Genomic DNA, 22402 nt, shown 5'->3' on the forward strand with positions numbered 1-22402 from the left:
GGAAAGGAGCGAAAGACATATGATCCTTGAACATGTTGGCTTAAGCCAGATCAACGGCTCGCTGGTGGTCCTGGACGGCGTGCAGAACGCTTCCTACGACGAGATGGTGGTGATGAAGCTCACCGACGGCACCCAGCGCGTGGGCCGTATCGTTATGATTGAGGGCGACAAGTGCGTCATCCAGGTGTTCGAAGGCACCACCGGCTTCTCGCTGGACAATACCCGCACCACCCTCTCCGGCCATCCCATGATGGTGGACCTGAGCCCCGAAATTCTGGGCCGCACGCTGGACGGCCTGGGCCGTCCCATCGACGGTCTGGGCGAAATTTACCCCGAGTTCCGGCGTGACGTGAACGGCTCTCCCATCAACCCGGTGAGCCGCGTGTACCCCCGTAACTACATCCGCACCGGCATTTCTTCCATTGACGCGCTGGCCACTCTGATTCGCGGCCAGAAACTGCCCATTTTCTCCGGCTCCGGCATGAAGCACAACGAGCTGGCGGTGCAGATCGTCAAGCAGGCGGACGTCTCCGACGGCGAGGATTTCGCCATCGTGTTCGCCGCCATGGGCGTGAAGAACGACGTTGCCGACTACTTTAAAAAGAGCTTTGAAGCCGCCAACGTCATGGACCGGGTGGTCATGCTGCTGAACCTGGCCAACGACCCCATCGTCGAGCGTATCATCACCCCCCGTGCGGCGCTGACCATCGCCGAGTACCTGGCCTTCGACCTGGGCAAGAACATCTTGGTCATCCTAACCGATATGACCAGCTATTGCGAGGCTCTGCGTGAGTTCTCCTCCTCCAAGGGCGAGATCCCCGGCCGTAAGGGCTACCCCGGCTACCTCTACTCCGACCTGGCGTCGCTGTACGAGCGCGCCGGCATCATCGAGGGCCGCAAGGGCTCTGTGACCCAGATCCCCATCCTCACCATGCCCGGCGACGACATCACCCATCCCATCCCCGACCTGACCGGCTACATCACCGAGGGCCAGATCGTTCTGGACCGCGGCATGGATGCCACCGGCGTTTATCCGCCGGTGAGTGTGCTGCCCAGCCTGTCCCGTCTGATGAAGGACGGCATCGGCGCCGGCTATACCCGTGAGGACCACAACCCCCTGGCCAACCAGCTTTTCGCCACCTATGCCCGCGTGCAGGACGCCAAGGCTCTGGCCAGCGTTATCGGCGAGGAAGAGCTGTCCGCCAGCGACAAGCGGGTCATGGAGTTTGGCCGCGCCTTCGAGCAGAAGTTCGTGGGCCAGGGCAACACCAACCGCACCATCGAGGAAACGCTGGATCTGGGCTGGGAGCTGCTTTCCATGCTGCCTCGCGAGGAGCTGGACCGTGTGGACCAGGTCATGCTGGACCACTACTACAAGCCCAATGCCGTCCATCAGGATCTCGGCACGATCCTCAAAAAGTGACCCTTAACAGAGAGGAGGCTGCCGTATGGCACAGGTTTTCCCTACAAAATCGAACCTGATGGCGCAAAAGCGCAGCCTTGCGCTCGCCAGCCAGGGCTATGACCTGATGGACCGCAAACGGAACATCCTCGTGCGGGAAATGATGCAGCTGATTGACCGGGCGGCGGTCATCCAGGACGAGATCGCCACCGCCTATTCCTCAGCCTACAAGGCGTTGCAGCGCGCCAACATCACCTTGGGCGTTGTGGGCGAATTTGCAAAGACGGTGCCCGTAGAGACCGGCCTCAAGCTGGACTACCGCAGCGTCATGGGCGTGGAGCTCCCCATCGTGAAGATGGAGGAGAGCGCCCCCGGCCTTTACTACGGCCTGGATTCCACCAACAGCCAGTTGGATGACGTGTATCTGAAATTCTGCGAGGTCAAACGCCTCACCGTGGAACTTGCCGAGGTAGAGAGCAGCGTCTATCGCCTGGCTGTGGCCATCCAGAAGACCCAGAAGCGCGCCAACGCCCTGAACAACATCATGATCCCCCAGTTCACCGCCACCATTAAGTACATCACCGAGGTGCTGGAGGAAAAGGAACGGGAGGATTTCTCCCGCCTGAAGGTCATCAAAAAGCAGCGGGACGGCTGAACCACTGCTGCAAACCTGTAAAGTAAAGCCCCTTTGCGGAATCTCCGCAAAGGGGCTTTTGTTTTGCTGTTATGTTACAGGGTGAAACCCAGCCTGCGCCGGGCAGGCCAGGAAAAGTCGCGCCACTGGCCTCCGGAGCCGTCGTCTTTGCCCATCAAAAGGGCAGTGGCTGCATCGGAAAGGTAACCAAGATATCCCGCGGCCGGGCTGTTGCAAAGCAGCTTCCACATCAGTCCGCCAAAAAGGTAGGACTGGGCAAATTCCCGTCAACCGCCCAGATCCTGCGTGGCCCGCTGCGCCAAGTCCCACAGGATGCCCCGGGCTTCTTCGGGGGTGATCCAGCCCAAATAGCTCCCCCAGCGGGCCAGCATGGCGGCGCGGCCCACATCCCAGCCGGTCATAAAAGCGGGGGAGTACTGCTGCTTATAGTGCTGAGCAAACTCCCACGCACGGACAACGTCTTCACGCTCATCCGAATCCTCTTCACCGGTCATCAGTTCTTCCGGCGATTCTGCCTCGCAATAGAAACGGTATCGCTCGGTGTATCCGCCCTGACTTAAGTAACGGATTGTCTCAAGAAGAGCGCCCCGTCCGTCGATGCCCCAGGAGCGGCGGACCAGCGAGAGAACCTGCTGCTCCAGTACAGGCACATGCTCTTCCACGTCCAGCCCATCCAGGCTGTGGTCATTGAGAGTGGACACGATGCCTGAGAGCAAGATGCCAAACTGGCCCCAGAGTGCCGTATCTCTGCCGTATTCCGCAGATGCAGGCTCGGGCAGGGTTTCGAGCCGGGCCATGGTTTCGTCCAGCAGGGTGTAGAGAACATCGTTGTCCTCGTTCTCGCTGTCAAGGCCGAATCCTTCACACTCGGCTTCCAGGGAAAGCGTCTCCAGAGCGGCGGCCAGCACGCCCATGTCCTCGCCAAACAGCTGGTTCATCACAGCTTCGGTGCTGGCGGAAGCAGCTTCTGCCACCCGCTGTTCCATCATCTGCTGCAGCTGTTCCTGATTGGCCGCCATCTGGGCCATGGTCTGGGTGTCAAACAACTGTCCAAGAATCTCCACCTGCCGTTGTGCGTTGGCTGCCTGCTGCTCTGCCTCACGGTCGGCGCTGTCCTGCGGCGGGGCGGGGGACTTAGGGGAAGAAGAGGCGGCCAGCTCTTCGCTTTTTTCCTCCATCTCATGCAGGCTTGCGGTTGCTCGCGCCTGCGCAGCCTTTGCACGGTTCATGATCTCATTGATGTCCATCGTCATTCTCCTTTTCATCTGGCAAGGTGTGCCAGACCGGCGGCTGCTCATGGCGAAACAACAGGCGCTTTGCCCGCCCCAGCAAAAACTCCACGAAATGGAACCAGAGCTGGCCGAAAATTGTTACCGCTGTGAGCAGGAGCAGTATCCAGAAAAGATCGTTCCAGGACATCGGCGCCTCACTTTTTTGTAAATCGATTCATGAAGAAATCGGTGAAGGCTGCCAGTTCTTCATCCTGAGAGACGTAAACATACAGACTCTCATCCTCCAGCCAGTCGTAGGCGTTGATGGCAATGTAGCCCCGCTTATCCGGGTAAATGACAAACGCGTCGGTGGGGTACTTGTTCCGATAGGCCTTCAAAATTTCGGCGCGGCGGTAATAGGTGGGCTCGCCGCAGCCGGATAGATCCGGCACAGTGGGAACGACCACGATGGTCTCCTGAGCCTCGTTCCAGCCCACGATGAGATTGCCGATTTTCGTCTTGCTGCCGTGAACAAATCCGTAGTTAAAGCGGCTCACGTCCTCGGTATAGCCAAAAATCAAGCGGTATTCGCTGCCGCCTTCCACCACATGGTCAAACAGCGCCCGCATTTTTTTGGCGTTGGCTGCGCTTTTTTCCATGTCGATCTCCGGCCCCTTGAAAAGCTTGCTGAAAATGCCCATGTCAAAACCCTCCTGAGTATTTATTATCTCTCCGCCATACGACGGGGAAAACATACATAAAGATAAAAATGATATTTTGTATTTATTGCGGGTAAGTGAATGGCCCGTTTGGAAATACCGCCGCAAAGAGGCCAAACGGGCCGAATGTTATTGACTTTGCGTGTCCTGGCTGCGAAGAGAAGCAAGCCAGTCCACAATGGCGTTGATCTGCACATCAATGGTCGCATCCGCGGCTTCGGGCACAAGCAGGGGAAGGCTGCCGGGAATGGCACGCTGTATCACCATAATCGCCAGGCACAGGTTGGTGAAAAGGCTGATTCGGTCTGGCTCAGGTCGCACACCAAAAACTTGCAGCAGCTGCCCAAACAGCCTTTGCTGCTTTTCACGGAAAGATTGGTAGCTTTCGGGGGAGAGGCGACGGAAAATCTTCTGCTGCTCCTCGACGGTCAACACCGCGATGCCATTTTGCTCGCCGTAACAGCAGGCGTGGAGAAATCGGGTGACGGCCTGCCACCAGTCCAGTTCGGGGGTGCGCAGCAGCTGCCGTGCAAACTCAACGATCCGAGGCTGTTGGAGATAGAGCATTTCCACCACCAGATCTTCCTTGGTGGGGAAGAAGGAGTAGAAAAAGGAGCGGGAGATACCCACTTTCTGATAAATTTGCTCCACAGTGGTGTGCTGGATGCCTTGCTTCGTCATCAAATCAAGGCCAACAGCTACCAGGTCTTTTCGGATCTGGCTCCGCTGCGCTTCAGAATACGCGACCCGCGGCATACAGTCACCTCACAAATAAAAACACGTTTAATGAATTTGTTTTTATTATAGCATGGTGGCAGTGAAAGCACAAGTAAAAGAAAGAGTGCCGGAAGCGGTACTTCCGGCACTCTTAAAGCAGAGCAGTATATAAAAGATATTCAGACGCGAACCCTTGGGTGACGCTGATAGAACTTTTCACGCTCGGCAAAATAACATTGGGCGCAGAGACTCTGATATTCCACGTTGTTTTCCTGATCGATGGCCACCTGGTCACCCTCGAACACGAACTCGCCGTTCACCTTGCGTCCATTGCAGGTGGCCTTGCGGCCACAGGTGCAGATGGTTTTCATCTCCTCAATGGCGTGAGCCAGCTCCAGAAGGCGGGTAGAGCCGGGAAAGCCCTGCATGGAAAAATCGGTGCGCAGACCGTAGGCAATCACGGGAATGTTCAGCTTTACGGTGACCATGAAGAGCTGTTCCGCCTGCTGCGGGGTGAAGAACTGGCTCTCATCGGTGAGCACACAGGCCAGGGGCTTGTCGCCGCGGGCGGCTTCCTTTTGCACCAGCTCGAACACGTCCATATCCGGGGTGACGGCCTTGTCCACGGGACGGCTGACGCCCAGGCGGCTCAGCAGGCACTCTCCGCCTTTCGTGTCGATGCTGGGCTTCAGGATGAACACCCGCATGCCCCGCTCTTCGTAGTTGAAAGCCACCTGCATCAAAGCGGTGCTTTTACCGCTGTTCATCGCGCCGTAGCGGAAATAAAGTTTTGCCATAAAAGAGTGACGCTCGCTTTCCGTTTTATTTGTTGCGCAGCCGATAGCCCAGGCTCATCAGGCTGTCGCCCAGATGGGCGTTCTCCACTGTGACACCGGGGTAGGGCACAGAAAGATCATAGTGGCTGAAATTCCAGAAGCCCTTGAGACCCAGTTCCACCAGCCGGCCGGAAACTTCTTTTGCGCTTTCCCGGGGCAGGCACAGCACCGCGACGGTGGGGTGGTTCGCTTTGCAGAACTCCTCCAGCTCGTCAATGTGATGGATGGGTACGCCGTCCAAATCATGGCCCACCAGTTCCTGGCGAACGTCGAAAACGGCCAGCAGATTGTAGCCGTTGGTGTCGGTGGTCAAAAAGCGGGACACCGCGGTGCCCAGACGGCCGGCGCCCAGCAGAATGGTGGGCAGTTTTTCACCATGACCGAACAGAAGCTGGCCGATCTCTTTCTCCAGAACTTCCACGTTGTAGCCGATGCCCTGCTGGCCAAAGCCGCCAAAGCAGTTGAAGTCCTGACGCACCTGGCTGGCGGTGGTGCCCATCATGCGTGCCAGTTCGCTGGAAGAAATGGTCGCCACACCGGATTTGTGAAGCTGCGCGATATAGCGGTAATACTTCGGCAGCCGTTTGATGACCGGCAGAGAGACCTTGCCCTGAGAGTTGTTCATTCGTTTCACCATCTTTTGTCAGATTCTTCAAGCGAGGCTTGCAAAAATGCAAAGCAGCAGCAGGCCGCTCATGCTCCCCGATCCGGCTGTGCTGCGGACCACAGACCGGGGCAAAGCGCCTGAAAACAAGACGCCCTTTATATAGTATAATCCTTGAATCGGCTTTGTCAAACCTTATACAAAGTTTTTGGGCAGTCATCGGTTTTTTGTATAATAGCGCCCCCGGGGTGGGAACACTTTCAAAGACGACTGAAAAGGGGGAAAGAATCCGATGGAACCGAACGACAACAGGCAGCCTCCCACCGACGCGCAGGTGGAACAGGAAAAACTGGAACAGGAGTATATGATGGATACCGGTTCGGTGATCCGCACCAAAGGCCGCCACGCCATTCATTGCCTGACGGTGGTGGGTCTGATCGAGGGGCATGTCAGCGCGGACCAGAGCCAGAAGGTGACCAAATATGAGCATGTGATCCCGCAGCTGGTGGCGATTGAAGAGGACCCGGACATTGAGGCGCTGCTGGTGATTTTGAACACGGTGGGCGGCGACGTGGAGGCGGGTCTTGCCCTTTCGGAACTCATCAGCGGGGTGAGCAAGCCCAGCGCCACTCTGGTGTTGGGCGGGGGCCACTCCATCGGCATCCCGCTGGCGGTCAGTGGCCGGCGCAGCTTTATTGTGCCCACCGCCACCATGACCATCCACCCGGTGCGTCATTCCGGGCTGGTGCTGGGCGTGCCTCAAACGATGCGCTATTTCGAGCAGATGCAGGAGCGCATCGCAGGCTTTGTGGAGAGCCACTCGAAAATCAGCAAAGAGCGCTTTGTGGAGCTGATGATGCACACCGGCGAACTGGTGATGGATGTGGGCACCGTACTCACCGGCCAGCAAGCGGTGCACGAGGGACTGATCGACCAGCTGGGCAGTTTGAACGACGCGCTGGATTACCTTTACGGCGAGATCGAACGCCGGGGCTGACAGCCCCGGCGCTTTCCTTTGTTGACATTTTTGAGGACAGGGATTATGATGAAATAAATCAACAGAGAAAGCGGGGTGCTCAACTATGAAAAACAGCGGAACGAATGCACGAGCTGAATATCTTTTGAGGGCCTCGGTCGCATTGTGAGCGTTTCATAGGTTTGCCGCGGCTTATTTGCCGCGGCTTTTTTTATGCGGTCTGATGCCCTTCATAAGATGTTCGCGCAAAATCAGCTTGCAGATGAACAAAGAATGATTTGTGGAGGTATTTATGACCCATCTCGAAAAAATCACCGAAGAAAATTTTGTTGACGCGTTCAATTTGAAACTTGCGCCCGAACAGGAGCGCTTCGTTTCACACCCGATCCGCAGCCTCGCTCAGGCGTATGTTTACAGGCAACAATGCCAGCCCTTCGGTATCTATGAAGATGACACGATGGTCGGCTATGTGATGGTCATCTACGATTATGATATCCCGGAATACGATATATGGCACATGATGATCGATGTCTCGAGCCAGGGCCTGGGTTATGGAAGAGCCGCCCTGGACCAGGTGCTTGCATATATCAAAACGAAGCCTTTCGGGGCTTCGGACCGGGTGGTCTTGACCTGCAACAAAGACAATACCCGAGCGATGGATCTGTACAGGCGAAAAGGCTTTGTGCCGACCGGAGCAGTATTTGAAGATGAAGTGGAACTTGTGCTGACCCTGCGGCAATAAGCGAGCGTTGTCCGCGGAGAAAACTGCTCCGGAGCTTTCGTTTTCAGACGCCCGCGTTCGCCAAATTTGGGTTTTACAATTCACACCGTTGATGGTAAAATAATTAAGTTAAGCATTCTGTGCCGAGGACCGTGCAGGTCCCGGGTGAACGATATCAACGCAAGGCAAAAGAGGATATAGAAACACTATGGCGACAAAGAAAACTTCCACCAGAAAAACCTCCTCCGGCAACCGGCGACGCAAACCTCAGCCGGATATCGCCCAGAGCTGGAGCATCCTGCTTTTCGGTTTGGGGGCCGTTCTGGTGACAATGATCTTCGTGCAGGGCGAATCCGCATGGGCGTGGATGCGCGCGGCGCTGTTCGGCGTGTTCGGCCTGGGAATGTACGTCCTGGGCCTGCTGGTGCTGTATGTGGCGGTGCTGGTGGCGTTGGGCCTGCCCATCTGGTCCAAATGCGCCAAAGCCCTTTGCCTCATGATGTTCCTGTGCGGCACCGCGGTTGTGTTCTCCCGGGTGAACCTCACCGGCATGGAGTTCAGTCAGATCATCAAAGCCCTGTATGAGCAGGGCCAGGGCGCGTTGGGCGGCGGTGTGCTGGGCGGCGTGGTCGGCGGCACTCTGCTGGTGCTGTGCGGCCGGCCTGCGGCCAACATCCTGCTGCTGGTGCTGCTGGCGGCAGGTGTGATGTGGTTTGCCGGCGTTACTCCGGGCGATTTGTGGAATTTCTTTGCGGGCCGCTATGCCCTCTGGCGCAACGAACAGGCAGATCGCCAGGCGCGCAGGGACGAGGAGCAGGAGGAAGAGCCTGCCGAGCCCCAGCCCCGGCGCAGGGAGCGCCCGGCGCCGGCCCCCGCGGCCAAGGTGCGCCGCCGCTCCGCGCAGGTGGACATTGACCTCGGCCCCGACCCGGTGCACGAGACCGACCTTGCCCCCGAACCGGAAGAACCGTTGGTGGGGCCGGGCGGTACCTTTGGCATGTTCCCGCCGAAGGATGCTGCGCCGGCCGAGGAACCTGCGGAGTTCGAAACGCCCATTCTGCTTGAAAACGAGGAAGAACCCACCCCCGAACTGACCAGTGTGGAAGAGCCTCTGCCCGAGACGGTGGGCGGCAGCGATCTGGATGACCTGGTCCAGCGGGCCATGGGTGCGGCCAGCGCTTCGCAGATGACCCCCGCCGCCGTGGTGACGGGAAAGAACGACCAGATGATGATCGCCCCGGCTGCCACGGAGCCGCAGGCTTACCGTTATCCGCCGCTGAGCCTCTTTGAGCGCACCGGCACGTCGGAGGACGCGGGCGTGGAGGACGAACTGAAAAAGAACGCCGAGCTGCTGGTGAGCACACTGGAGAGCTTCGGCGTGCGCACCCGCGTGCTGGACATCTGCCGCGGCCCGTCGGTCACTCGCTACGAGCTGCAGCCGCTGGCGGGCGTGAAGATCAGCCGTATCACCGGCCTTGCGGACGACATCGCTCTGAACCTCGCCGCCGGCGGCGTGCGCATTGAGGCCCCCATCCCCGGCAAGCCCGCCGTGGGCGTGGAGGTGCCCAACCGCAAAAAGAGCCCGGTGGGCATCCGCAGCATATTCGAGTCCCCGGTCTATTCCAAGAGCGCGTCGCCCCTGACGTTGGCTCTGGGCAAGGACATCGCGGGCAACTCCCAGATTGCGGATCTGTGCAAAATGCCCCATCTGCTCATCGCCGGCTCCACCGGCAGCGGTAAGTCGGTGTGCGTGAACAGCATCATCATCAGCTTCCTGTATAAGGCCAGCCCCGAGGATGTGCGTCTCATCCTCATCGACCCCAAGGTGGTGGAACTGGCGGAGTACAACGGCATTCCCCACCTTCTGATGCCGGTGGTCACCGAGCCCCGCAAGGCGGCGGGCGCTCTGGGCAGCGCCGTGGCGGAGATGGAGCGCCGCTACCATCTGTTTGCCGAAAACAACGTGCGTGACATCAAGAGCTTCAACCGCCTTGCCGCCGAGACCGACGGCCTGGAAAAGCTGCCCTACATCGCCATCATCATCGACGAGTTGGCCGATTTGATGATGGTCGCGGGCAAAGAGGTGGAGGACTACATCTGCCGCATCGCGCAGAAGGCCCGCGCGGCGGGCATGCATCTGATCGTGGCCACCCAGCGCCCCAGTGTGGACGTTATCACCGGCCTCATCAAGGCCAACATTCCCAGTCGCATTGCCTTCGCCGTTTCCAGCCAAGTGGACAGCCGCACCATTCTGGATGCCGGCGGCGCGGAAAAGCTGCTGGGCATGGGCGATATGCTGTTCATGCCGGTGGGCGCGGCCAAGCCCGTGCGCATCCAGGGCACCTATGTGAAGGACGAAGAGATCAGCGCTGTGCTGGACTTCATTAAACAGGATACCACCAGCCAGTACGATGAAGAGATGATCGCCCAGATGGACAAGCTGGCCGCAGCGGAGAAAGGCTCCGGCAGCGGCGGCGAGGAGGGCGACGGCGGCCACGACCCCATGCTGGACCAGGCGGTGGAAGTGGTCATCGACGCGGGCCAGGCCAGCACCAGCCTTTTGCAGCGGCGCTGCAAGCTGGGCTATGCCCGGGCCGCCCGCATCATGGACGAGATGGAACAGCTGGGGATCATCGGGCCGTACCAGGGCGCAAAGCCCCGGGAGGTGCTCATCACCCGCCAGCAGTGGATCGAAAAGAGCATGCGGGCCGAGGGCGGTCCGGTGCCCGACGAGATTTGACAAAGAGCGAAAGGAGACCGCTCCATGCAGCAGGGAACGGAATTTCTGCCGATCAGCCGTGAGGAGATGGCGGCGCGGGGCTGGGACGAACTGGACTTCGTTCTGGTCACCGGCGACGCCTATGTGGACCATCCCAGCTTCGGCTCGGCCATCATCGGCCGCGTGCTGGAGGCGGAGGGCTTCCGCGTGGGCGTGCTCAGCCAGCCGGACTACACCACGCCCGAGAGCTTCAAGGCTTTGGGCAAACCCCGCTATGGATTTTTCATCGGCGGCGGCAATGTGGACAGCATGGTGGCCCATTATTCCGTGGCGAAGATCCGCCGCAACGTGGACGAATACACCCCGGGCGGGGTGGCGGGCAAGCGCCCGGACCGCAGCGCCACCGTTTATACGCAGCTTGCAAAGCAGGCCTACCCCGACCTTCCGGTGATTTTGGGCGGCCTTGAGGCCAGCCTGCGCCGCTTTGCCCATTACGATTACTGGATGGACACCGTGCTGCCCAGCATCGCCGAGACTTCCGGGGCGGACATTATCAGCTTCGGTATGGGCGAACGCCAGACGGTGGCCATCGCCCGGCGCCTGGCAGCGGGGGAGAAGGCGGAGACAATCCGCGACGTTGCCGGCACTTGCTACATGACCGACTTTGCCGGTCTACCGGACCGCTATGTGGAGTGCGCGGGCTTTGCCAAAGTGAGCGCCGACAAAGCGGCCTATGCCCGTGCCTGCCGCATCCAGATGGATAACCAGGACTCCGTTACCGGCCAGATCGTGGTGCAGAAGCAGAGCGAAAAATATCTGGTGCAAAATCCGCCGGCAAAGCCTCTGAACCGCAAGGAGCTGGACAAGGTGGCGGCGCTGCCCTTTACCCGCCGCTGGCACCCCAGCTACGACGCGGTGGGCGGTGTGCCCGCCATTGAGGAAGTGGAGTTTTCCATCATCCACAACCGCGGCTGCTATGGTGGCTGCAATTTCTGCGCCATCACCCTGCATCAGGGGCGGCGGGTCACCAGCCGCAGCGTGGAAAGCGTGGTGGAAGAGGGCGAACTGCTCACCCGTCAGCCCGGTTTCAAGGGCTACATCCATGACGTGGGCGGCCCCACCGCCAACTTCCGTCTGCCCAGCTGCAAGGAGCAGATGACCAAGGGCATGTGTCAGGGCGGCAAAAAGTGTCTCGCTCCCAGCCCCTGCCCCCATCTTCTGGTGGATCACACCGAGTACCTTTCCATGCTGCGCAAACTGCGGGCACTGCCCGGCGTCAAAAAGGTGTTCATCCGCAGCGGCATCCGCTACGATTACCTTATCTGGGACAAAAACGACGAGTTCTTCAAGGAGCTTGTGGAGCATCATGTCTCCGGCCAGCTGAAAGTTGCCCCGGAGCACTGCGCACCCAACACGCTGAAGTATATGGGCAAGCCTCCGGTGGAGGTGTTCAACAAGTTCTCCGCCAAGTTCTATGAACTCACCAAAAAGGCGGGCAAGAAGCAGTATCTGGTGCCCTATCTGATGAGCAGCCATCCCGGCAGCACCCTGAACGACGCGGTGATTTTGGCGGAATACCTTTATAAGCACAAAATTCGTCCGGAACAGGTGCAGGATTTTTATCCCACGCCGGGCACCGTGTCCACCTGTATGTTCTATACCGGCCTTGACCCCTATACCATGAAGCCGGTGTTTGTGGAGAAAACGCCAGAAGGCAAGGCGCTCCAGCGGGCACTGCTGCAGTATTATGAGCCCCGCAACGCCGAGAAGGTGGTCAAGGCTCTGCACAAGACCGGGCGTGAGGACCTCATCCCGCTGCTGGCTCCCACCTGGAAGCCCAGAAAGGAGCCCCGCGTCCCCGCAGCCACACCCAGAGGCCGGAATGAACGGCAGGGGAGGAGCGTACAGCAGGGACGCTTTACACCCAATTCCAAGCCGCCCCGCAAGGGCAGAAAGTAACAGATCCCCATGGCAAAACGAAGAACATCCCGCCGCAGGCGGAAAACCAGCCTCACACCGTTTCAAACGGTAGTCTTTTCTCTGGTCGGTCTTTGTCTGGCGCTTGGCCTGTGGGTCGGCGCGGCCAGCGGTGTGGGTGCTGCGCCTACTTGGCAGGAGATATACACTGCAGTGGGCCTTGCCGAGCCGCTGCCTGCGGCAGACCTGCCCGCAAACACCGACGCGGTGCATTTCATCGACGTGGGCCAGGCGGACGCCACACTGCTGCAAAGCGGCGGAGAGTACTGCCTGGTGGACGCGGGCGAGACCGACAGTGAGCAGGCATTGATGAGTTATCTGGAACAAATGGGCGTCACCCGGCTCAAGCTTTTGGTGATGAGCCATCCCCATGCCGACCACATCGGCAGTATGGCCGCCGTACTGGAAAACCTGGAGGTGGAGCAGGTGCTCCTTCCGGATTTTGACAAGGCGCCCTATCCCACCACCCGTCTGTTTGAAAAGGTGATGGAGGCCATCGAGGCCAGCGGCGCGACGGTTTCCAATGCCGCGGCCGGGCAGAGTTACCCTGTGGGCAGCGGAAGCCTGAAGGTGCTGGCGGCGGGCGTGGAGACGGACAACTACAACGACCTTTCCCAGGTGCTGCTGTTCGAGAGCGGCGAGCTTTCGGTGCTGCTCAGCGGAGACGGAGAAAAGCCGGTGGAGCAGGCGGCGCTGGAGGCGGGAGTCGTACCCCGCGCGGATGTGTTCAAGGCAGCCCATCACGGCTCGGACACCTCCAACACGATGGAGTTCTTGCAGGCCATTCGACCTCAGTATATCGCTGTCAGCTGCGGGCTGGGTAACAGTTACGGCCACCCCCACGCTGAGCCGATGGAACGGTTTGAGCTGATAGGGGCACAGGTGTTGCGCACCGATCAGGACGGCAGTGTGGTCATTGCGTCCACTGAAAACGGGCTGCAGAGCTATACTTCCAATGCCTCAAAGGCGAAGGAGGCCGCCTGATGGAATACATTGTGGACCGCTTTGAAGAAGGCATCGCCCTTTTGGAACCGGCGCAGGGGCCTCTGCGCACGGAAATGCTGCCCCGCACCCAACTTCCGGCCGAGACCCGGGAAGGAGACGTCCTCGTGCCGGAAAATGATGTCTGGCGGGTGGATGCAGAAGCAACAGCGGCGCGCCGGGATAAGCTGCGCAGGCGCTTTGAGCGCCGCGGCGAATGAAAGGCGGGATGGATTTGCTGCGAGAGCTTTTGATTTTCTGGGTTTCGGCGGTCAATCTGCTGGCCTTTGCCCTTTGCGGTTGGGATAAACTGTCCGCGAAGCGCGGTGCGCGCCGTGTGCCGGAGCGCCGACTGCTGGCCTTTTGCGTGCTGGGCGGCAGCCCAGCTTTTCTGCTGGGAATGGCACTGTTTCATCACAAGACACGCAAACCGAAGTTTTATGTGGGTGTGCCCCTCATTTTATTGGTGCAGCTGACCCTGCTGGTTTTGGTTTTGCGATTTCTGTAAAAAATCCCCGGCTGCCTTTTACAGGCGGCCGGGGATTTTCTCTGTTAGTGATTCAGCGCTTGGGGTACACCGCAAATCCGGACAACTCCTCCGCACCGGTGATCTCCATGGCAAAGGCTTTGGCGCGGGCAGCGGAATAAAGTTCAGCCATGGTGGCCTGAACATAGGGTAGCAGGAAATAAATGCCCAGACCGCAGGTGAGGTAACCCAGAAGATACCACCCGATAAAGGAAAGGTCCAGCACAAAAATTTCCATCTTTTCGCCCTCTGTCATGGCCCGGCTCAGCTCTTTGGCCCGCTTATAGCTCATATAGGGGTTTTCGGCCAGCAGATAGGGGACATACCTTAACTGATAACCACGCACGATGCCCGGGATGATGAACAGAAATGTGAAGCCAAGAATTTCCAGCAGATACAGGAACATGACCTTGGCTACGTTGAGATACTGCTCTTTGTTGCGGAAGGGGGAAATCACCGATTCCAGCGGCGGATAGCCGGCCCGGTTTTCCATGGTGTATCGGATGCCGCCCACCGTGAGAGGCCAGGTGACCAGAGCGTTGAACGCCACCATGAACACCAGGAGAAGAAGATAGACGAACAGAATACCGACGAGATAGGCTTCCGGAGAGCCGATGGTGGCAAAGGAGACGATCAGGGTGGGCACGAAAATCACCACATTGGACAGCACACCTGCGGCAGCGCCGGCCCCGAGGCTGATCAGCAGCCAGGCCAAGAACACTCGCCAGTAGCTGCCCTTTAACACCTGTTTTGCGTTCTGCTTGAGCAGAGCACGAGACCAATACATAACTTCCCCTCCTAAGGGGCGATGCTTTTGAAAACGCAAGCCCCGGCAAATATGCAATTGATTTCTTTCAGTATAACATAGAACGGTATGAATTTACAAAAAATTGCAAATTCTTTCCCCGAGGCGGTTGACTTTTGGCAAAAAAGGCTTATCATAAAGACGTACATAGCATGATAGAGGTGCGAACGTCAAGAGTACGGCCCACATTAAACACAGGCACGCGGGGCAGGAAAGGGGCGTTTGCCGAGGTTCGGCCGTTCCGCCTGAGGGAACTGCCGTGCCGGGCCGTGGGAAAATATCCCCCGGACTGTCGCCCTTGCTGAGATGCAGGGGCGGAGCGCTGTCGTGAGTTCGACCGCCGCACTGCGGGCAATCGTGCATCGGTATGAAGTCATGACACTGTCATGGCTTCATTTTTTGTTTATGCAGGAGGAACTGACATGAGAAAGACGTTGACCCGCATCCTGCCGCTTGCGGCAATGATGCTGGTGCTGTTGTTCGTGCTCAGCGCTACCGCGTTTGCGGCAGGCGATCCCACCGACGAACCCGGCACCAAGATGATCGAATGCCCCGACTGCGCCACCGTGGGCGCCTGTATGGAATGCTACGGCCTGGACCCTGCTTGTGAGGCTTGCGGCGGAACGAACGTTTGCGCCACCTGCGGCGGTGAGGGATATGTGACCTCGCCCAGCCGCTTCTTCAACACTGCATGGTCGCTGCTGCCTCCGGTCATCGCCATTGCCCTGGCGCTTATCACCAAGGAGGTCTACAGCTCGCTGTTCATTGGCATCGTGGTGGGCGGCCTGCTTTACTCCAACTTCCAGTTTGAGACCACGATACGCCACGTGTTTGACGACGGCATCGTAGCTTCGGTGACCGACAGCTACAACATGGGCATCCTGATCTTCCTCGTTATTCTGGGCGCCATGGTCTGTCTGATGAACAAGGCCGGCGGTTCCGCCGCCTTTGGCCGCTGGGCCAAGGCCCACATCAAGTCCCGGGTAGGCGTGCAGCTGGTCTCCATCCTGCTGGGTGTGCTCATCTTCATCGATGACTACTTCAACTGCCTGACGGTGGGCAGCGTGATGCGCCCCATCACCGACAAGCAGAACATTTCCCGGGCAAAGCTGGCCTACATCATCGACGCCACCGCTGCCCCGGTGTGCATCATCGCGCCGGTCTCTTCCTGGGCTGCGGCAGTGTCTGCTTTCGCGGAGGATGGCCAGGGCTTCAGCCTGTTCCTGCGCGCCATCCCTTACAACTACTATGCGCTTCTCACGATCGTCATGATGGTGAGCATGGTGCTCATGCGTGTGGACTTTGGCCCTATGGCCAAGTTTGAGAAAAACGCGATTGAAAAGGGCGACCTGTTCAGCGGCCCCAACCCCTATGCGGACGCCAACGACACCGCGGATGAGTCCAAGGGCTCTGTTCTCGATCTGGTGCTGCCTGTGCTGGTTCTGGTGGTCTTCTGCGTCATCGGCATGCTCTACTCCGGCGGCTTCTTCTCCGGCGTGGGCTTTGTGGAAGCCTTCTCCGCTTCCGATGCGTCGGTGGGCCTGATGCTGGGTTCTGCCTTTGCACTGGTTGTTGCGTTCATCTATTACCAGGTGCGGCGCGCCATGTCCTTCAAGGAAATGATGAGCTGCGTCCCCGAAGGTTTCAAGGCCATGGTGCCCGCCATCATGATCCTCACCTTTGCCTGGAGCCTGAAGGCCATGACCGATTCCCTGGGCGCCAAGTACTTTGTGCGTGACTTCGTGCGCGAGAGCGCCACCGGAATGCAGATGATCCTGCCGGTGATCGTGTTCGTGGTGGGCTGCCTGCTGGCTTTCTCCACCGGTACCAGCTGGGGTACTTTCGGCATCCTAATCCCCATCGTGCAGGGCGTGTTCTCCATGGATGACCCCATGGCCATCATCTGCATCTCTGCCTGCATGGCCGGCGCTGTCTGCGGCGACCACTGCTCTCCCATTTCCGATACCACCATCATGGCTTCTGCGGGCGCCCAGTGCGACCACGTGAACCACGTGTCCACGCAGTTGCCATACGCCATCACATGTGGGGTGGTCTCGGGTGTGACCTACCTTGTGGCCGGTCTGCTGGTCCACTTCGGCGCACCCGGCATCCTGGCGCTGCCTGTGGGTATCGTGCTGATGCTCGGCACGCTGCTGGTCATCAAGCGCCGCAACATGGCAAATGCCTGATAATTGATAAAGAACGCGGAACGCATTGCGTTCCGCGTTCTTTTTTTCTGCTGTACATCCTGCACAAAAGCGTGTTATTTTATTAACAATCTTTGGCCACACGGGACATTGTTATTTGATTAACGATGTGATATCATAATGCCAAGGCAACAAGCTGCAGGCGGGGGCAGAGGGCTCCCGTACCATGCGCAACTCGCCTGAAAGGACGGAAGATCGCAATGGCAGAAAAGAAACCTGTGGTTGAAACGGTGAAAACCGATGTGCAGACTATGATCGACGCGCTGGTGGAAAAAGCCCAGGTGGCGCTGAACGAATTCATGGCGCTGGATCAGGAAGCTGTGGACAACATCGTTCACGCGATGGCGCTGGCCGGCCTGGACAAACACCAGGAGCTGGCCCGCATGGCGGTGGAAGAGACTGGCCGCGGCGTATACGAAGACAAAGTCATCAAGAACATGTTCGCCACCGAATATATCTGGCACGACATCAAGAAAGAGTGCACGGTGGGCGTTCTGGAAGAGAATGACATGGAAGGCTATGTGGAAGTGGCTGAGCCCGTGGGCGTGATCTGCGGCGTGACCCCCACCACCAACCCCACCTCTACAACGCTGTTCAAGTGCCTCATCGCGGTGAAGACCCGCAACCCCATCATCTTTGGCTTCCATCCCTCGGCTCAGCAGTGCAGCGCTGAGGCGGCCCGCATCGTTTATGAAGCTGCGGTGAAGGCCGGCGCTCCCAAGAACTGCATCCAGTGGATCGACAAGCCCAGCATTGAGGCCACCGGCGCTTTGATGAATCATCCCGGCGTTGCCACCATTCTGGCCACCGGCGGCCCCGGTATGGTCAAGGCGGCTTACTCCTGCGGCAAGCCTGCTCTGGGCGTGGGCGCGGGCAACGTGCCCTGCTTCATCGAGAAGAGTGCCGACCTGCATCAGGCCTGCACCGACCTGATGATGTCCAAGACCTTTGATAACGGCATGATCTGCGCCTCTGAGCAGGCGGTGATCGTGGAGAAGCCCATCGCCAAGGACTTCGAGGCCTACATGAAGGCCAACAACTGCTACTTCCTCACCCCGGAAGAGACCGAGACCCTGACCAAGTATATGTTCCCGGACCCCGCGAAGGGCGTGTTTGCCCCGGTGGTTGGCAAAAGCGCCAACTGGATCGCCGAGCAGGCGGGCATCAGTGTGCCGGAGAAGACCAAAATTCTCATCGCGCCGCTGCCTCATCCCGGCGAGGAGTACCCGCTGAGCAAGGAGAAGCTCAGCCCGGTGCTGGCCTACTTTGTCTGCAAAGACAAGGAGCAGGGCTTCGCCTACGCCAACAAGATGCTGGAGCTGGGCGGCCTGGGCCATTCCGCTGTTATCCACACCGGCAACAAGAAGATCGCTGACGAGTACGGCGTGGCCATGAAGGTGGGCCGTATCATCGTCAACAGCCCCTCGTCGCAGGGCGCCATCGGCGACATCTATAACACCAACACCCCGTCCCTGACCCTCGGCTGCGGCAGCTACGGCAAGAACTCGGTGAGCCAGAACGTGACCACCGTCAACCTCATCAACAAAAAGCGCATTGCCAAACGGAGGGTGAACATGCAGTGGTTCAAGGTCCCGCCCAAGATCTACTTTGAGGAGGATTCCATCCAGTACCTGGAGAAGATGGAGGGCATCAGCCGTGCCTTCATCGTCACCGACCCGGTGATGGTGCAGCTGGGCAACGTGAACAAGGTGCTGTACTACCTGCGCAAGCGGGAACAGTACTGCCACAGCGAGATCTACTCCGACGTGGAGAGCGACCCCAGCGTGGAGTGCATCATGCGCGGCGTGGAGGCCATGCGCGCCTTCCAGCCGGACGTGATCATTGCCATCGGCGGCGGCAGCGCCATCGACGCGGCAAAGGGCATGTGGCTGTTCTACGAGCATCCGGAGACCAGCTTTGACGGCCTGCGCCAGCGCTTCATGGACATCCGCAAGCGCGCCTTCAAGTTCCCGAAGCTCGGCACCAAGACCAAGCTGGTGGCCATTCCCACCACCTCCGGCACCGGCAGTGAGGTGACCAGCTTCTCGGTCATCACCGACAAGTCCAACGGCAACATCAAGTATCCTCTGGCGGACTACAGCCTGACTCCGGACGTGGCCATCATCGACCCCCAGTTCACCCGCACCATGCCTCGCAGCATCGTTGCCGACACTGGTCTGGACGTGCTGACCCACGCCATTGAGGCCTACGTGTCCGTGATGGCCAGCGACTACACCGACGGCCTGGCTCTGCACGCCACCGAGATGGTGTTCACCTATCTGAAAGCTTCCTACAACGGCGACCAGATGGCCCGCGAGAAGATGCACAATGCCAGCTGCATCGCGGGCATGGCCTTCACCAACGCTTTCCTGGGCCTCAATCACTCCATGGCCCACAAGCTGGGCGGCGAGTTCCACATCCCCCATGGCCGTGCCAACGCCATCCTGCTGCCCTATGTCATTGCCTATAACGCGAAAAAGCCCACCAAGTTTGCCGCGTTCCCCAAATACAAGGAGTATGTGGCCGACAAACGCTACGCCAAGCTGGCCCAGCGCTGCGGGCTGTGCAATGTGGGCACTGACACCTACGAAGCGGTGGACTGCCTCATCGCGGCGATCCAGAAGCTGATGATGGATACCGAGCGCCCCTTGACTATCAAGGCCTGCGGCGTGAGCGAAGAGGAGTTCCTGGCCAAGGTGGACGAACTGTCCTACAAGGCTTTTGAGGACCAGTGCACCACCGCCAACCCCGTGTATCCGCTGGTGAGCGAGATCAAAGAGATCTACCTCCAGGCTTACTACGGCAAATAAGCGATCCACTCCTTTCTGTTGAGGGCAGGCGGCCATCCCCGCAATGGGGACGGCCGCCTGCCTTTTGTTTGTTTGAAAAAAATCTGTGGCAATGACGAAAAAAAACTTGACTTTTTGGCCGGAATGCTTTAAATTAGATAAGGCAGTCACACATGGGCCTGTAGCTCAGTTGGGAGAGCGCTGCGTTCGCATCGCAGAGGTCAAGGGTTCGAATCCCTCCAGGTCCACCATCATCGCCGCAAGCAGAAATGCTTGCGGCGATTTTTTTGCGTGGCAGGAGTTTTCCGGATGTGGTATGATAAAACCGGGAGGCGAAAAGAATGGACGAGCAACTTTCAAAGCTTTCGGAAATGTTCGATCGTGCCCGGCGTGTGGCGTTTCTTGGGGGAGCAGGGCTTTCCACCGAGAGCGGTATTCCGGACTTTCGCAGCAGCAACGGCGTTTACGCCGCGCTGAAGGCGTACGGAAGGCCGCCGGAGGAACTGCTCAGCCACGGGTTCTTTATGCGCCATCCCGATGTGTTCTTTGACTATTACCGCAAATATCTCATTCGCCCGGACGCAAAGCCCAACCCGGCGCACTATGCCCTGGCGCGGCTGGAACAACGGGGCAAGCTGACGGCGGTCATCACCCAGAACATTGACGAGCTGCACCAGCGGGCGGGCAGCCGCAACGTGCTGGAACTGCACGGCAGCGTGTACCGCAATCACTGCATGAAATGCGGAAAAAGCTGGCCGGTGGATGCGGTTCTGGATGCGGAAGGCGTGCCCCGCTGCACCTGCGGCGGCATCATCAAACCCGATGTGGTGCTTTACGGCGAAGGGCTGGACCCCGCGACGCTCACGGCGGCGGTGGAGGCCATTGCCGGGGCGGATATGCTGCTCATCGGCGGCACACAGCTCTCGGTCTATCCTGCGGCGGGTCTGGTGGATTATTTTCGCGGCCGAGATCTGGCGGTCATCAACCTCAGTGCGACCCCGAGGGACGAGCAGGCGGCCCTTACCATCCGCCGGCCCATCGGCGAGGTCCTTTCCGCCGTTGTGCCCTGAGCGACAGGAAAAAGAAACGCGTGAGGAGGAACGGTATGAACTCACTGGAATGCGCCACCCGCTATCCCTTCATTCTGGTGCACGGCACCGGGTTCCGTGACTGGGGCTATTGGGGCCGGATCCCCAAGGCGCTGGAAGAGCGGGGAGCGCGGGTCTTTTTCGGCGGGCAGGACGGCTGGGCTACGGTGGAGCATAACGGCGAGGTGCTGAAAGCGCGGGTGGAAGAGGTGCTGGCGGAGACCGGCTGCGAAAGGTCCACTTGATCGCCCACTCCAAAGGCGGGCTGGACGTGCGCTATATGGTCTCGTCTTTGGGAATGGCGCCAAAGGTGGCGTCGGTGTCGCTGGTGTCGGTGCCCAACCACGGTTCCCGCACTATGGACGGTCTGGCCCGGCTGCCCCGATGGGCTTTCCGGCTGGCGGGCTTTTTTGTGAATCTTTGGTATCGGCTTCTGGGGGACAAGCATCCTGATTTTTGCGCCGTCTGCACCCAGTTCACCACAGCCTGGGCCGAGAACTTCAACAGGGCAAACCCGGATGCGGAGGGCGTTGTCTATCGAAGCTATGCCGGTGCGATGCGCTCCTGGCGCAGCGACTTGTTCATGTGGTGGCAAAATCTCATCATCGGCCTGGTGGAAGGGGAGAACGACGGTCTTGTGACCGCCGCGTCTGCCCGGTGGACTGGCTTTCAAGGCGTCTGGCGCGGCGCGGACGGGCGCGGCGTATCGCATATGGACGAAGTGGACTTCCGCCGCCGTCCGCTGCGCCGCCACGGAGAAGTCTTTGACGTGGTGGATGAATACATACGCATGGCGGTGCAACTGAAAGAGTTGGGCCTGTGACGGCCGGAAGGGGAGGGAAACATGAACAAACACTGCGTTCATGAACTGCCGAAGGAATACCGGGAGGCACTGAGCATCGATCTGCAGAAGGATACGAAGCAGGCCCTGCTGGTGAACGGCCTGGCCATCGCCATTGCGGCGGTGATGCTGGTGGTGGGATTTCTGCTGATGCCCGCTTTCAGGATCGGTGCGGACCTGCTGGCACTGGTGGCGTTTCTGGCCTGCTCCGTGGCGTATATGGTGCTCCATGAACTGGTGCACGGCGCCTGTATGAAGCTGTTCGGCGCAAAAAGAGTGCGGTTTGGTTTCACGGGCCTGTATGCCTTTGCGGGCAGCGAGGAATATTTCAAAAAAGGCGCCTACATCGTGGTGGCGCTGGCTCCGCTGGTGGTGCTGGGCGCTGTGCTGCTGGCGCTGAACATTGCGGCAGGAGCGCAGTATTTCTGGTTCGTCTATCTGCTCCAGCTCATCAACGTCTCGGGCGCGGCGGGAGACCTGTATGTCTCATTTCGATTCCTGCGCATGCCGAAGGACATTCTGGTGCGGGATACCGGCGTTTCTATGACGGTCTTTGCTTCGAACTTATCTTTAATAAAGAACGGCCCCGCGCCATCAAATTGTAATCGAGGGGGCAGGTTTTTTAAAA

Annotated in this window: 22 protein-coding genes, 1 tRNA gene and 1 riboswitch; of the genes, 16 read left to right on the forward strand and 7 right to left on the reverse strand. The window is 59.0% G+C overall.

Annotation, left to right across the window (positions count from 1 at the left end):
- Positions 1-19 precede the first annotated feature (19 nt).
- The gene (locus ACMNAY_RS04590) at positions 20-1423 is read left to right on the forward strand and encodes a V-type ATP synthase subunit B (RefSeq protein ID WP_394975681.1); all 1404 of its coding nucleotides are present in this window, start codon (positions 20-22) and stop codon (positions 1421-1423) included.
- A 25-nt stretch (positions 1424-1448) separates the two neighbouring features.
- Entirely contained in the window at positions 1449-2057 is a 609-nt protein-coding gene (locus ACMNAY_RS04595) for a V-type ATP synthase subunit D (RefSeq protein ID WP_177521807.1), read from the forward strand.
- Positions 2058-2323: 266 nt separating this feature from the next.
- Here the strand turns inward: ACMNAY_RS04595 and ACMNAY_RS04600 are convergent, their stop codons facing one another.
- The 6 genes from ACMNAY_RS04600 to ACMNAY_RS04625 form a co-directional block, all read right to left on the reverse strand.
- Complete coding sequence (locus ACMNAY_RS04600; RefSeq protein WP_418718557.1) at positions 2324-3304, reverse strand: DUF1266 domain-containing protein; 981 nt, start codon at positions 3302-3304, stop codon at positions 2324-2326.
- Positions 3291-3476 carry a hypothetical protein gene (locus ACMNAY_RS04605; RefSeq protein ID WP_418718558.1) on the reverse strand — a complete coding sequence of 62 codons (186 nt, stop codon included), beginning with the start codon at positions 3474-3476 and terminating at the stop codon, positions 3291-3293. The genes ACMNAY_RS04600 and ACMNAY_RS04605 overlap by 14 nt, the downstream gene beginning before the upstream one ends.
- A 7-nt stretch (positions 3477-3483) precedes the next feature.
- Entirely contained in the window at positions 3484-3969 is a 486-nt protein-coding gene (locus ACMNAY_RS04610) for a hypothetical protein (RefSeq protein ID WP_418718559.1), read from the reverse strand.
- Positions 3970-4116: 147 nt separating this feature from the next.
- Complete coding sequence (locus ACMNAY_RS04615; RefSeq protein WP_394966637.1) at positions 4117-4743, reverse strand: TetR/AcrR family transcriptional regulator; 627 nt, start codon at positions 4741-4743, stop codon at positions 4117-4119.
- 140 nt (positions 4744-4883) lie between these two features.
- On the reverse strand, positions 4884-5501 hold the full coding sequence (locus ACMNAY_RS04620; RefSeq protein ID WP_394966639.1) for a thymidine kinase: 618 nt from the start codon (positions 5499-5501) through the stop codon (positions 4884-4886).
- Positions 5502-5526: 25 nt separating this feature from the next.
- On the reverse strand, positions 5527-6165 hold the full coding sequence (locus tag ACMNAY_RS04625; RefSeq protein ID WP_394966641.1) for a redox-sensing transcriptional repressor Rex: 639 nt from the start codon (positions 6163-6165) through the stop codon (positions 5527-5529).
- 271 nt (positions 6166-6436) lie between these two features.
- Between ACMNAY_RS04625 and ACMNAY_RS04630 the strand changes: the two genes are divergently transcribed.
- The 7 genes from ACMNAY_RS04630 to ACMNAY_RS04660 all read left to right on the forward strand — a co-directional run bounded on the left by ACMNAY_RS04630 (position 6437) and on the right by ACMNAY_RS04660 (position 14026).
- The gene (locus ACMNAY_RS04630; RefSeq protein ID WP_394966643.1) at positions 6437-7141 is read left to right on the forward strand and encodes a ClpP family protease; all 705 of its coding nucleotides are present in this window, start codon (positions 6437-6439) and stop codon (positions 7139-7141) included.
- A gap of 271 nt (positions 7142-7412) precedes the next feature.
- On the forward strand, positions 7413-7862 hold the full coding sequence (locus ACMNAY_RS04635; protein ID WP_418718560.1) for a GNAT family N-acetyltransferase: 450 nt from the start codon (positions 7413-7415) through the stop codon (positions 7860-7862).
- Between the two features lie 187 nt (positions 7863-8049).
- The gene (locus ACMNAY_RS04640; RefSeq protein ID WP_418718561.1) at positions 8050-10581 is read left to right on the forward strand and encodes a DNA translocase FtsK; all 2532 of its coding nucleotides are present in this window, start codon (positions 8050-8052) and stop codon (positions 10579-10581) included.
- Positions 10582-10605: 24 nt separating this feature from the next.
- Complete coding sequence (locus tag ACMNAY_RS04645) at positions 10606-12519, forward strand: YgiQ family radical SAM protein (RefSeq protein WP_418718562.1); 1914 nt, start codon at positions 10606-10608, stop codon at positions 12517-12519.
- Positions 12520-12528: 9 nt separating this feature from the next.
- Positions 12529-13521 (forward strand): ComEC/Rec2 family competence protein, encoded by a 993-nt coding sequence (locus ACMNAY_RS04650; protein WP_418718563.1) that lies wholly within the window; start codon positions 12529-12531, stop codon positions 13519-13521.
- Positions 13521-13739: a DUF3006 domain-containing protein gene (locus ACMNAY_RS04655; protein ID WP_418718564.1), complete on the forward strand. Its 219-nt coding sequence runs from the start codon at positions 13521-13523 to the stop codon at positions 13737-13739. The genes ACMNAY_RS04650 and ACMNAY_RS04655 overlap by 1 nt, the downstream gene beginning before the upstream one ends.
- Positions 13740-13753: 14 nt before the next feature.
- Complete coding sequence (locus ACMNAY_RS04660) at positions 13754-14026, forward strand: DUF1294 domain-containing protein (protein WP_418718565.1); 273 nt, start codon at positions 13754-13756, stop codon at positions 14024-14026.
- 52 nt (positions 14027-14078) lie between these two features.
- Here the strand turns inward: ACMNAY_RS04660 and ACMNAY_RS04665 are convergent, their stop codons facing one another.
- Positions 14079-14831 carry a DUF975 family protein gene (locus ACMNAY_RS04665; RefSeq protein WP_418718566.1) on the reverse strand — a complete coding sequence of 251 codons (753 nt, stop codon included), beginning with the start codon at positions 14829-14831 and terminating at the stop codon, positions 14079-14081.
- A gap of 166 nt (positions 14832-14997) precedes the next feature.
- A riboswitch (Lysine riboswitch) is annotated at positions 14998-15182 on the forward strand.
- An 89-nt stretch (positions 15183-15271) separates the two neighbouring features.
- On the opposite strand from ACMNAY_RS04665, the gene ACMNAY_RS04670 reads away from it, so the two are divergent.
- The 7 genes from ACMNAY_RS04670 to ACMNAY_RS04700 all read left to right on the forward strand — a co-directional run.
- Positions 15272-17038, forward strand: a complete 1767-nt coding sequence (locus ACMNAY_RS04670; protein WP_418718567.1) for a Na+/H+ antiporter NhaC family protein — start codon at positions 15272-15274, stop codon at positions 17036-17038.
- A 218-nt stretch (positions 17039-17256) separates the two neighbouring features.
- Complete coding sequence (gene adhE, locus ACMNAY_RS04675) at positions 17257-19866, forward strand: bifunctional acetaldehyde-CoA/alcohol dehydrogenase (RefSeq protein WP_394975657.1); 2610 nt, start codon at positions 17257-17259, stop codon at positions 19864-19866.
- A gap of 154 nt (positions 19867-20020) precedes the next feature.
- Positions 20021-20096, forward strand: a tRNA-Ala gene (locus tag ACMNAY_RS04680).
- A gap of 90 nt (positions 20097-20186) precedes the next feature.
- Entirely contained in the window at positions 20187-20915 is a 729-nt protein-coding gene (locus ACMNAY_RS04685) for an NAD-dependent protein deacylase (protein WP_394966660.1), read from the forward strand.
- A gap of 35 nt (positions 20916-20950) precedes the next feature.
- Positions 20951-21178 carry an esterase/lipase family protein gene (locus ACMNAY_RS04690; RefSeq protein ID WP_394975653.1) on the forward strand — a complete coding sequence of 76 codons (228 nt, stop codon included), beginning with the start codon at positions 20951-20953 and terminating at the stop codon, positions 21176-21178.
- Between the two features lie 26 nt (positions 21179-21204).
- A complete protein-coding gene (locus ACMNAY_RS04695) occupies positions 21205-21756 on the forward strand; it encodes a hypothetical protein (RefSeq protein WP_418718568.1) in 552 nt (183 codons plus the stop codon).
- Between the two features lie 21 nt (positions 21757-21777).
- Positions 21778-22402: DUF3267 domain-containing protein (locus ACMNAY_RS04700; RefSeq protein WP_418718569.1), on the forward strand; the 625-nt coding region annotated here is incomplete at its 3' end.

The organism is Candidatus Allofournierella merdipullorum, assembly GCF_048426865.1.
GTDB lineage: Bacteria > Bacillota > Clostridia > Oscillospirales > Ruminococcaceae > Allofournierella_A > Allofournierella_A merdipullorum.

Excerpts from the sequence above, each read along its gene's own strand:
- adhE (WP_394975657.1), top strand. The coding sequence starts at position 17,257 with ATGGCAGAAAAGAAACCTGTGGTTGAAACGGTGAAAACCGATGTGCAG.
- ACMNAY_RS04650 (WP_418718563.1), top strand. The coding sequence starts at position 12,529 with ATGGCAAAACGAAGAACATCCCGCCGCAGGCGGAAAACCAGCCTCACA.
- ACMNAY_RS04665 (WP_418718566.1), bottom strand. The coding sequence starts at position 14,831 with ATGTATTGGTCTCGTGCTCTGCTCAAGCAGAACGCAAAACAGGTGTTA.
- ACMNAY_RS04600 (WP_418718557.1), bottom strand. The coding sequence starts at position 3,304 with ATGGACATCAATGAGATCATGAACCGTGCAAAGGCTGCGCAGGCGCGA.
- ACMNAY_RS04625 (WP_394966641.1), bottom strand. The coding sequence starts at position 6,165 with ATGAACAACTCTCAGGGCAAGGTCTCTCTGCCGGTCATCAAACGGCTG.
- ACMNAY_RS04635 (WP_418718560.1), top strand. The coding sequence starts at position 7,413 with ATGACCCATCTCGAAAAAATCACCGAAGAAAATTTTGTTGACGCGTTC.
- ACMNAY_RS04690 (WP_394975653.1), top strand. The coding sequence starts at position 20,951 with ATGAACTCACTGGAATGCGCCACCCGCTATCCCTTCATTCTGGTGCAC.
- ACMNAY_RS04640 (WP_418718561.1), top strand. The coding sequence starts at position 8,050 with ATGGCGACAAAGAAAACTTCCACCAGAAAAACCTCCTCCGGCAACCGG.
- ACMNAY_RS04610 (WP_418718559.1), bottom strand. The coding sequence starts at position 3,969 with ATGGGCATTTTCAGCAAGCTTTTCAAGGGGCCGGAGATCGACATGGAA.
- ACMNAY_RS04615 (WP_394966637.1), bottom strand. The coding sequence starts at position 4,743 with ATGCCGCGGGTCGCGTATTCTGAAGCGCAGCGGAGCCAGATCCGAAAA.
- ACMNAY_RS04645 (WP_418718562.1), top strand. The coding sequence starts at position 10,606 with ATGCAGCAGGGAACGGAATTTCTGCCGATCAGCCGTGAGGAGATGGCG.
- ACMNAY_RS04670 (WP_418718567.1), top strand. The coding sequence starts at position 15,272 with ATGAGAAAGACGTTGACCCGCATCCTGCCGCTTGCGGCAATGATGCTG.
- ACMNAY_RS04655 (WP_418718564.1), top strand. The coding sequence starts at position 13,521 with ATGGAATACATTGTGGACCGCTTTGAAGAAGGCATCGCCCTTTTGGAA.
- ACMNAY_RS04620 (WP_394966639.1), bottom strand. The coding sequence starts at position 5,501 with ATGGCAAAACTTTATTTCCGCTACGGCGCGATGAACAGCGGTAAAAGC.
- ACMNAY_RS04590 (WP_394975681.1), top strand. The coding sequence starts at position 20 with ATGATCCTTGAACATGTTGGCTTAAGCCAGATCAACGGCTCGCTGGTG.
- ACMNAY_RS04605 (WP_418718558.1), bottom strand. The coding sequence starts at position 3,476 with ATGTCCTGGAACGATCTTTTCTGGATACTGCTCCTGCTCACAGCGGTA.
- ACMNAY_RS04595 (WP_177521807.1), top strand. The coding sequence starts at position 1,449 with ATGGCACAGGTTTTCCCTACAAAATCGAACCTGATGGCGCAAAAGCGC.
- ACMNAY_RS04630 (WP_394966643.1), top strand. The coding sequence starts at position 6,437 with ATGGAACCGAACGACAACAGGCAGCCTCCCACCGACGCGCAGGTGGAA.
- ACMNAY_RS04685 (WP_394966660.1), top strand. The coding sequence starts at position 20,187 with ATGGACGAGCAACTTTCAAAGCTTTCGGAAATGTTCGATCGTGCCCGG.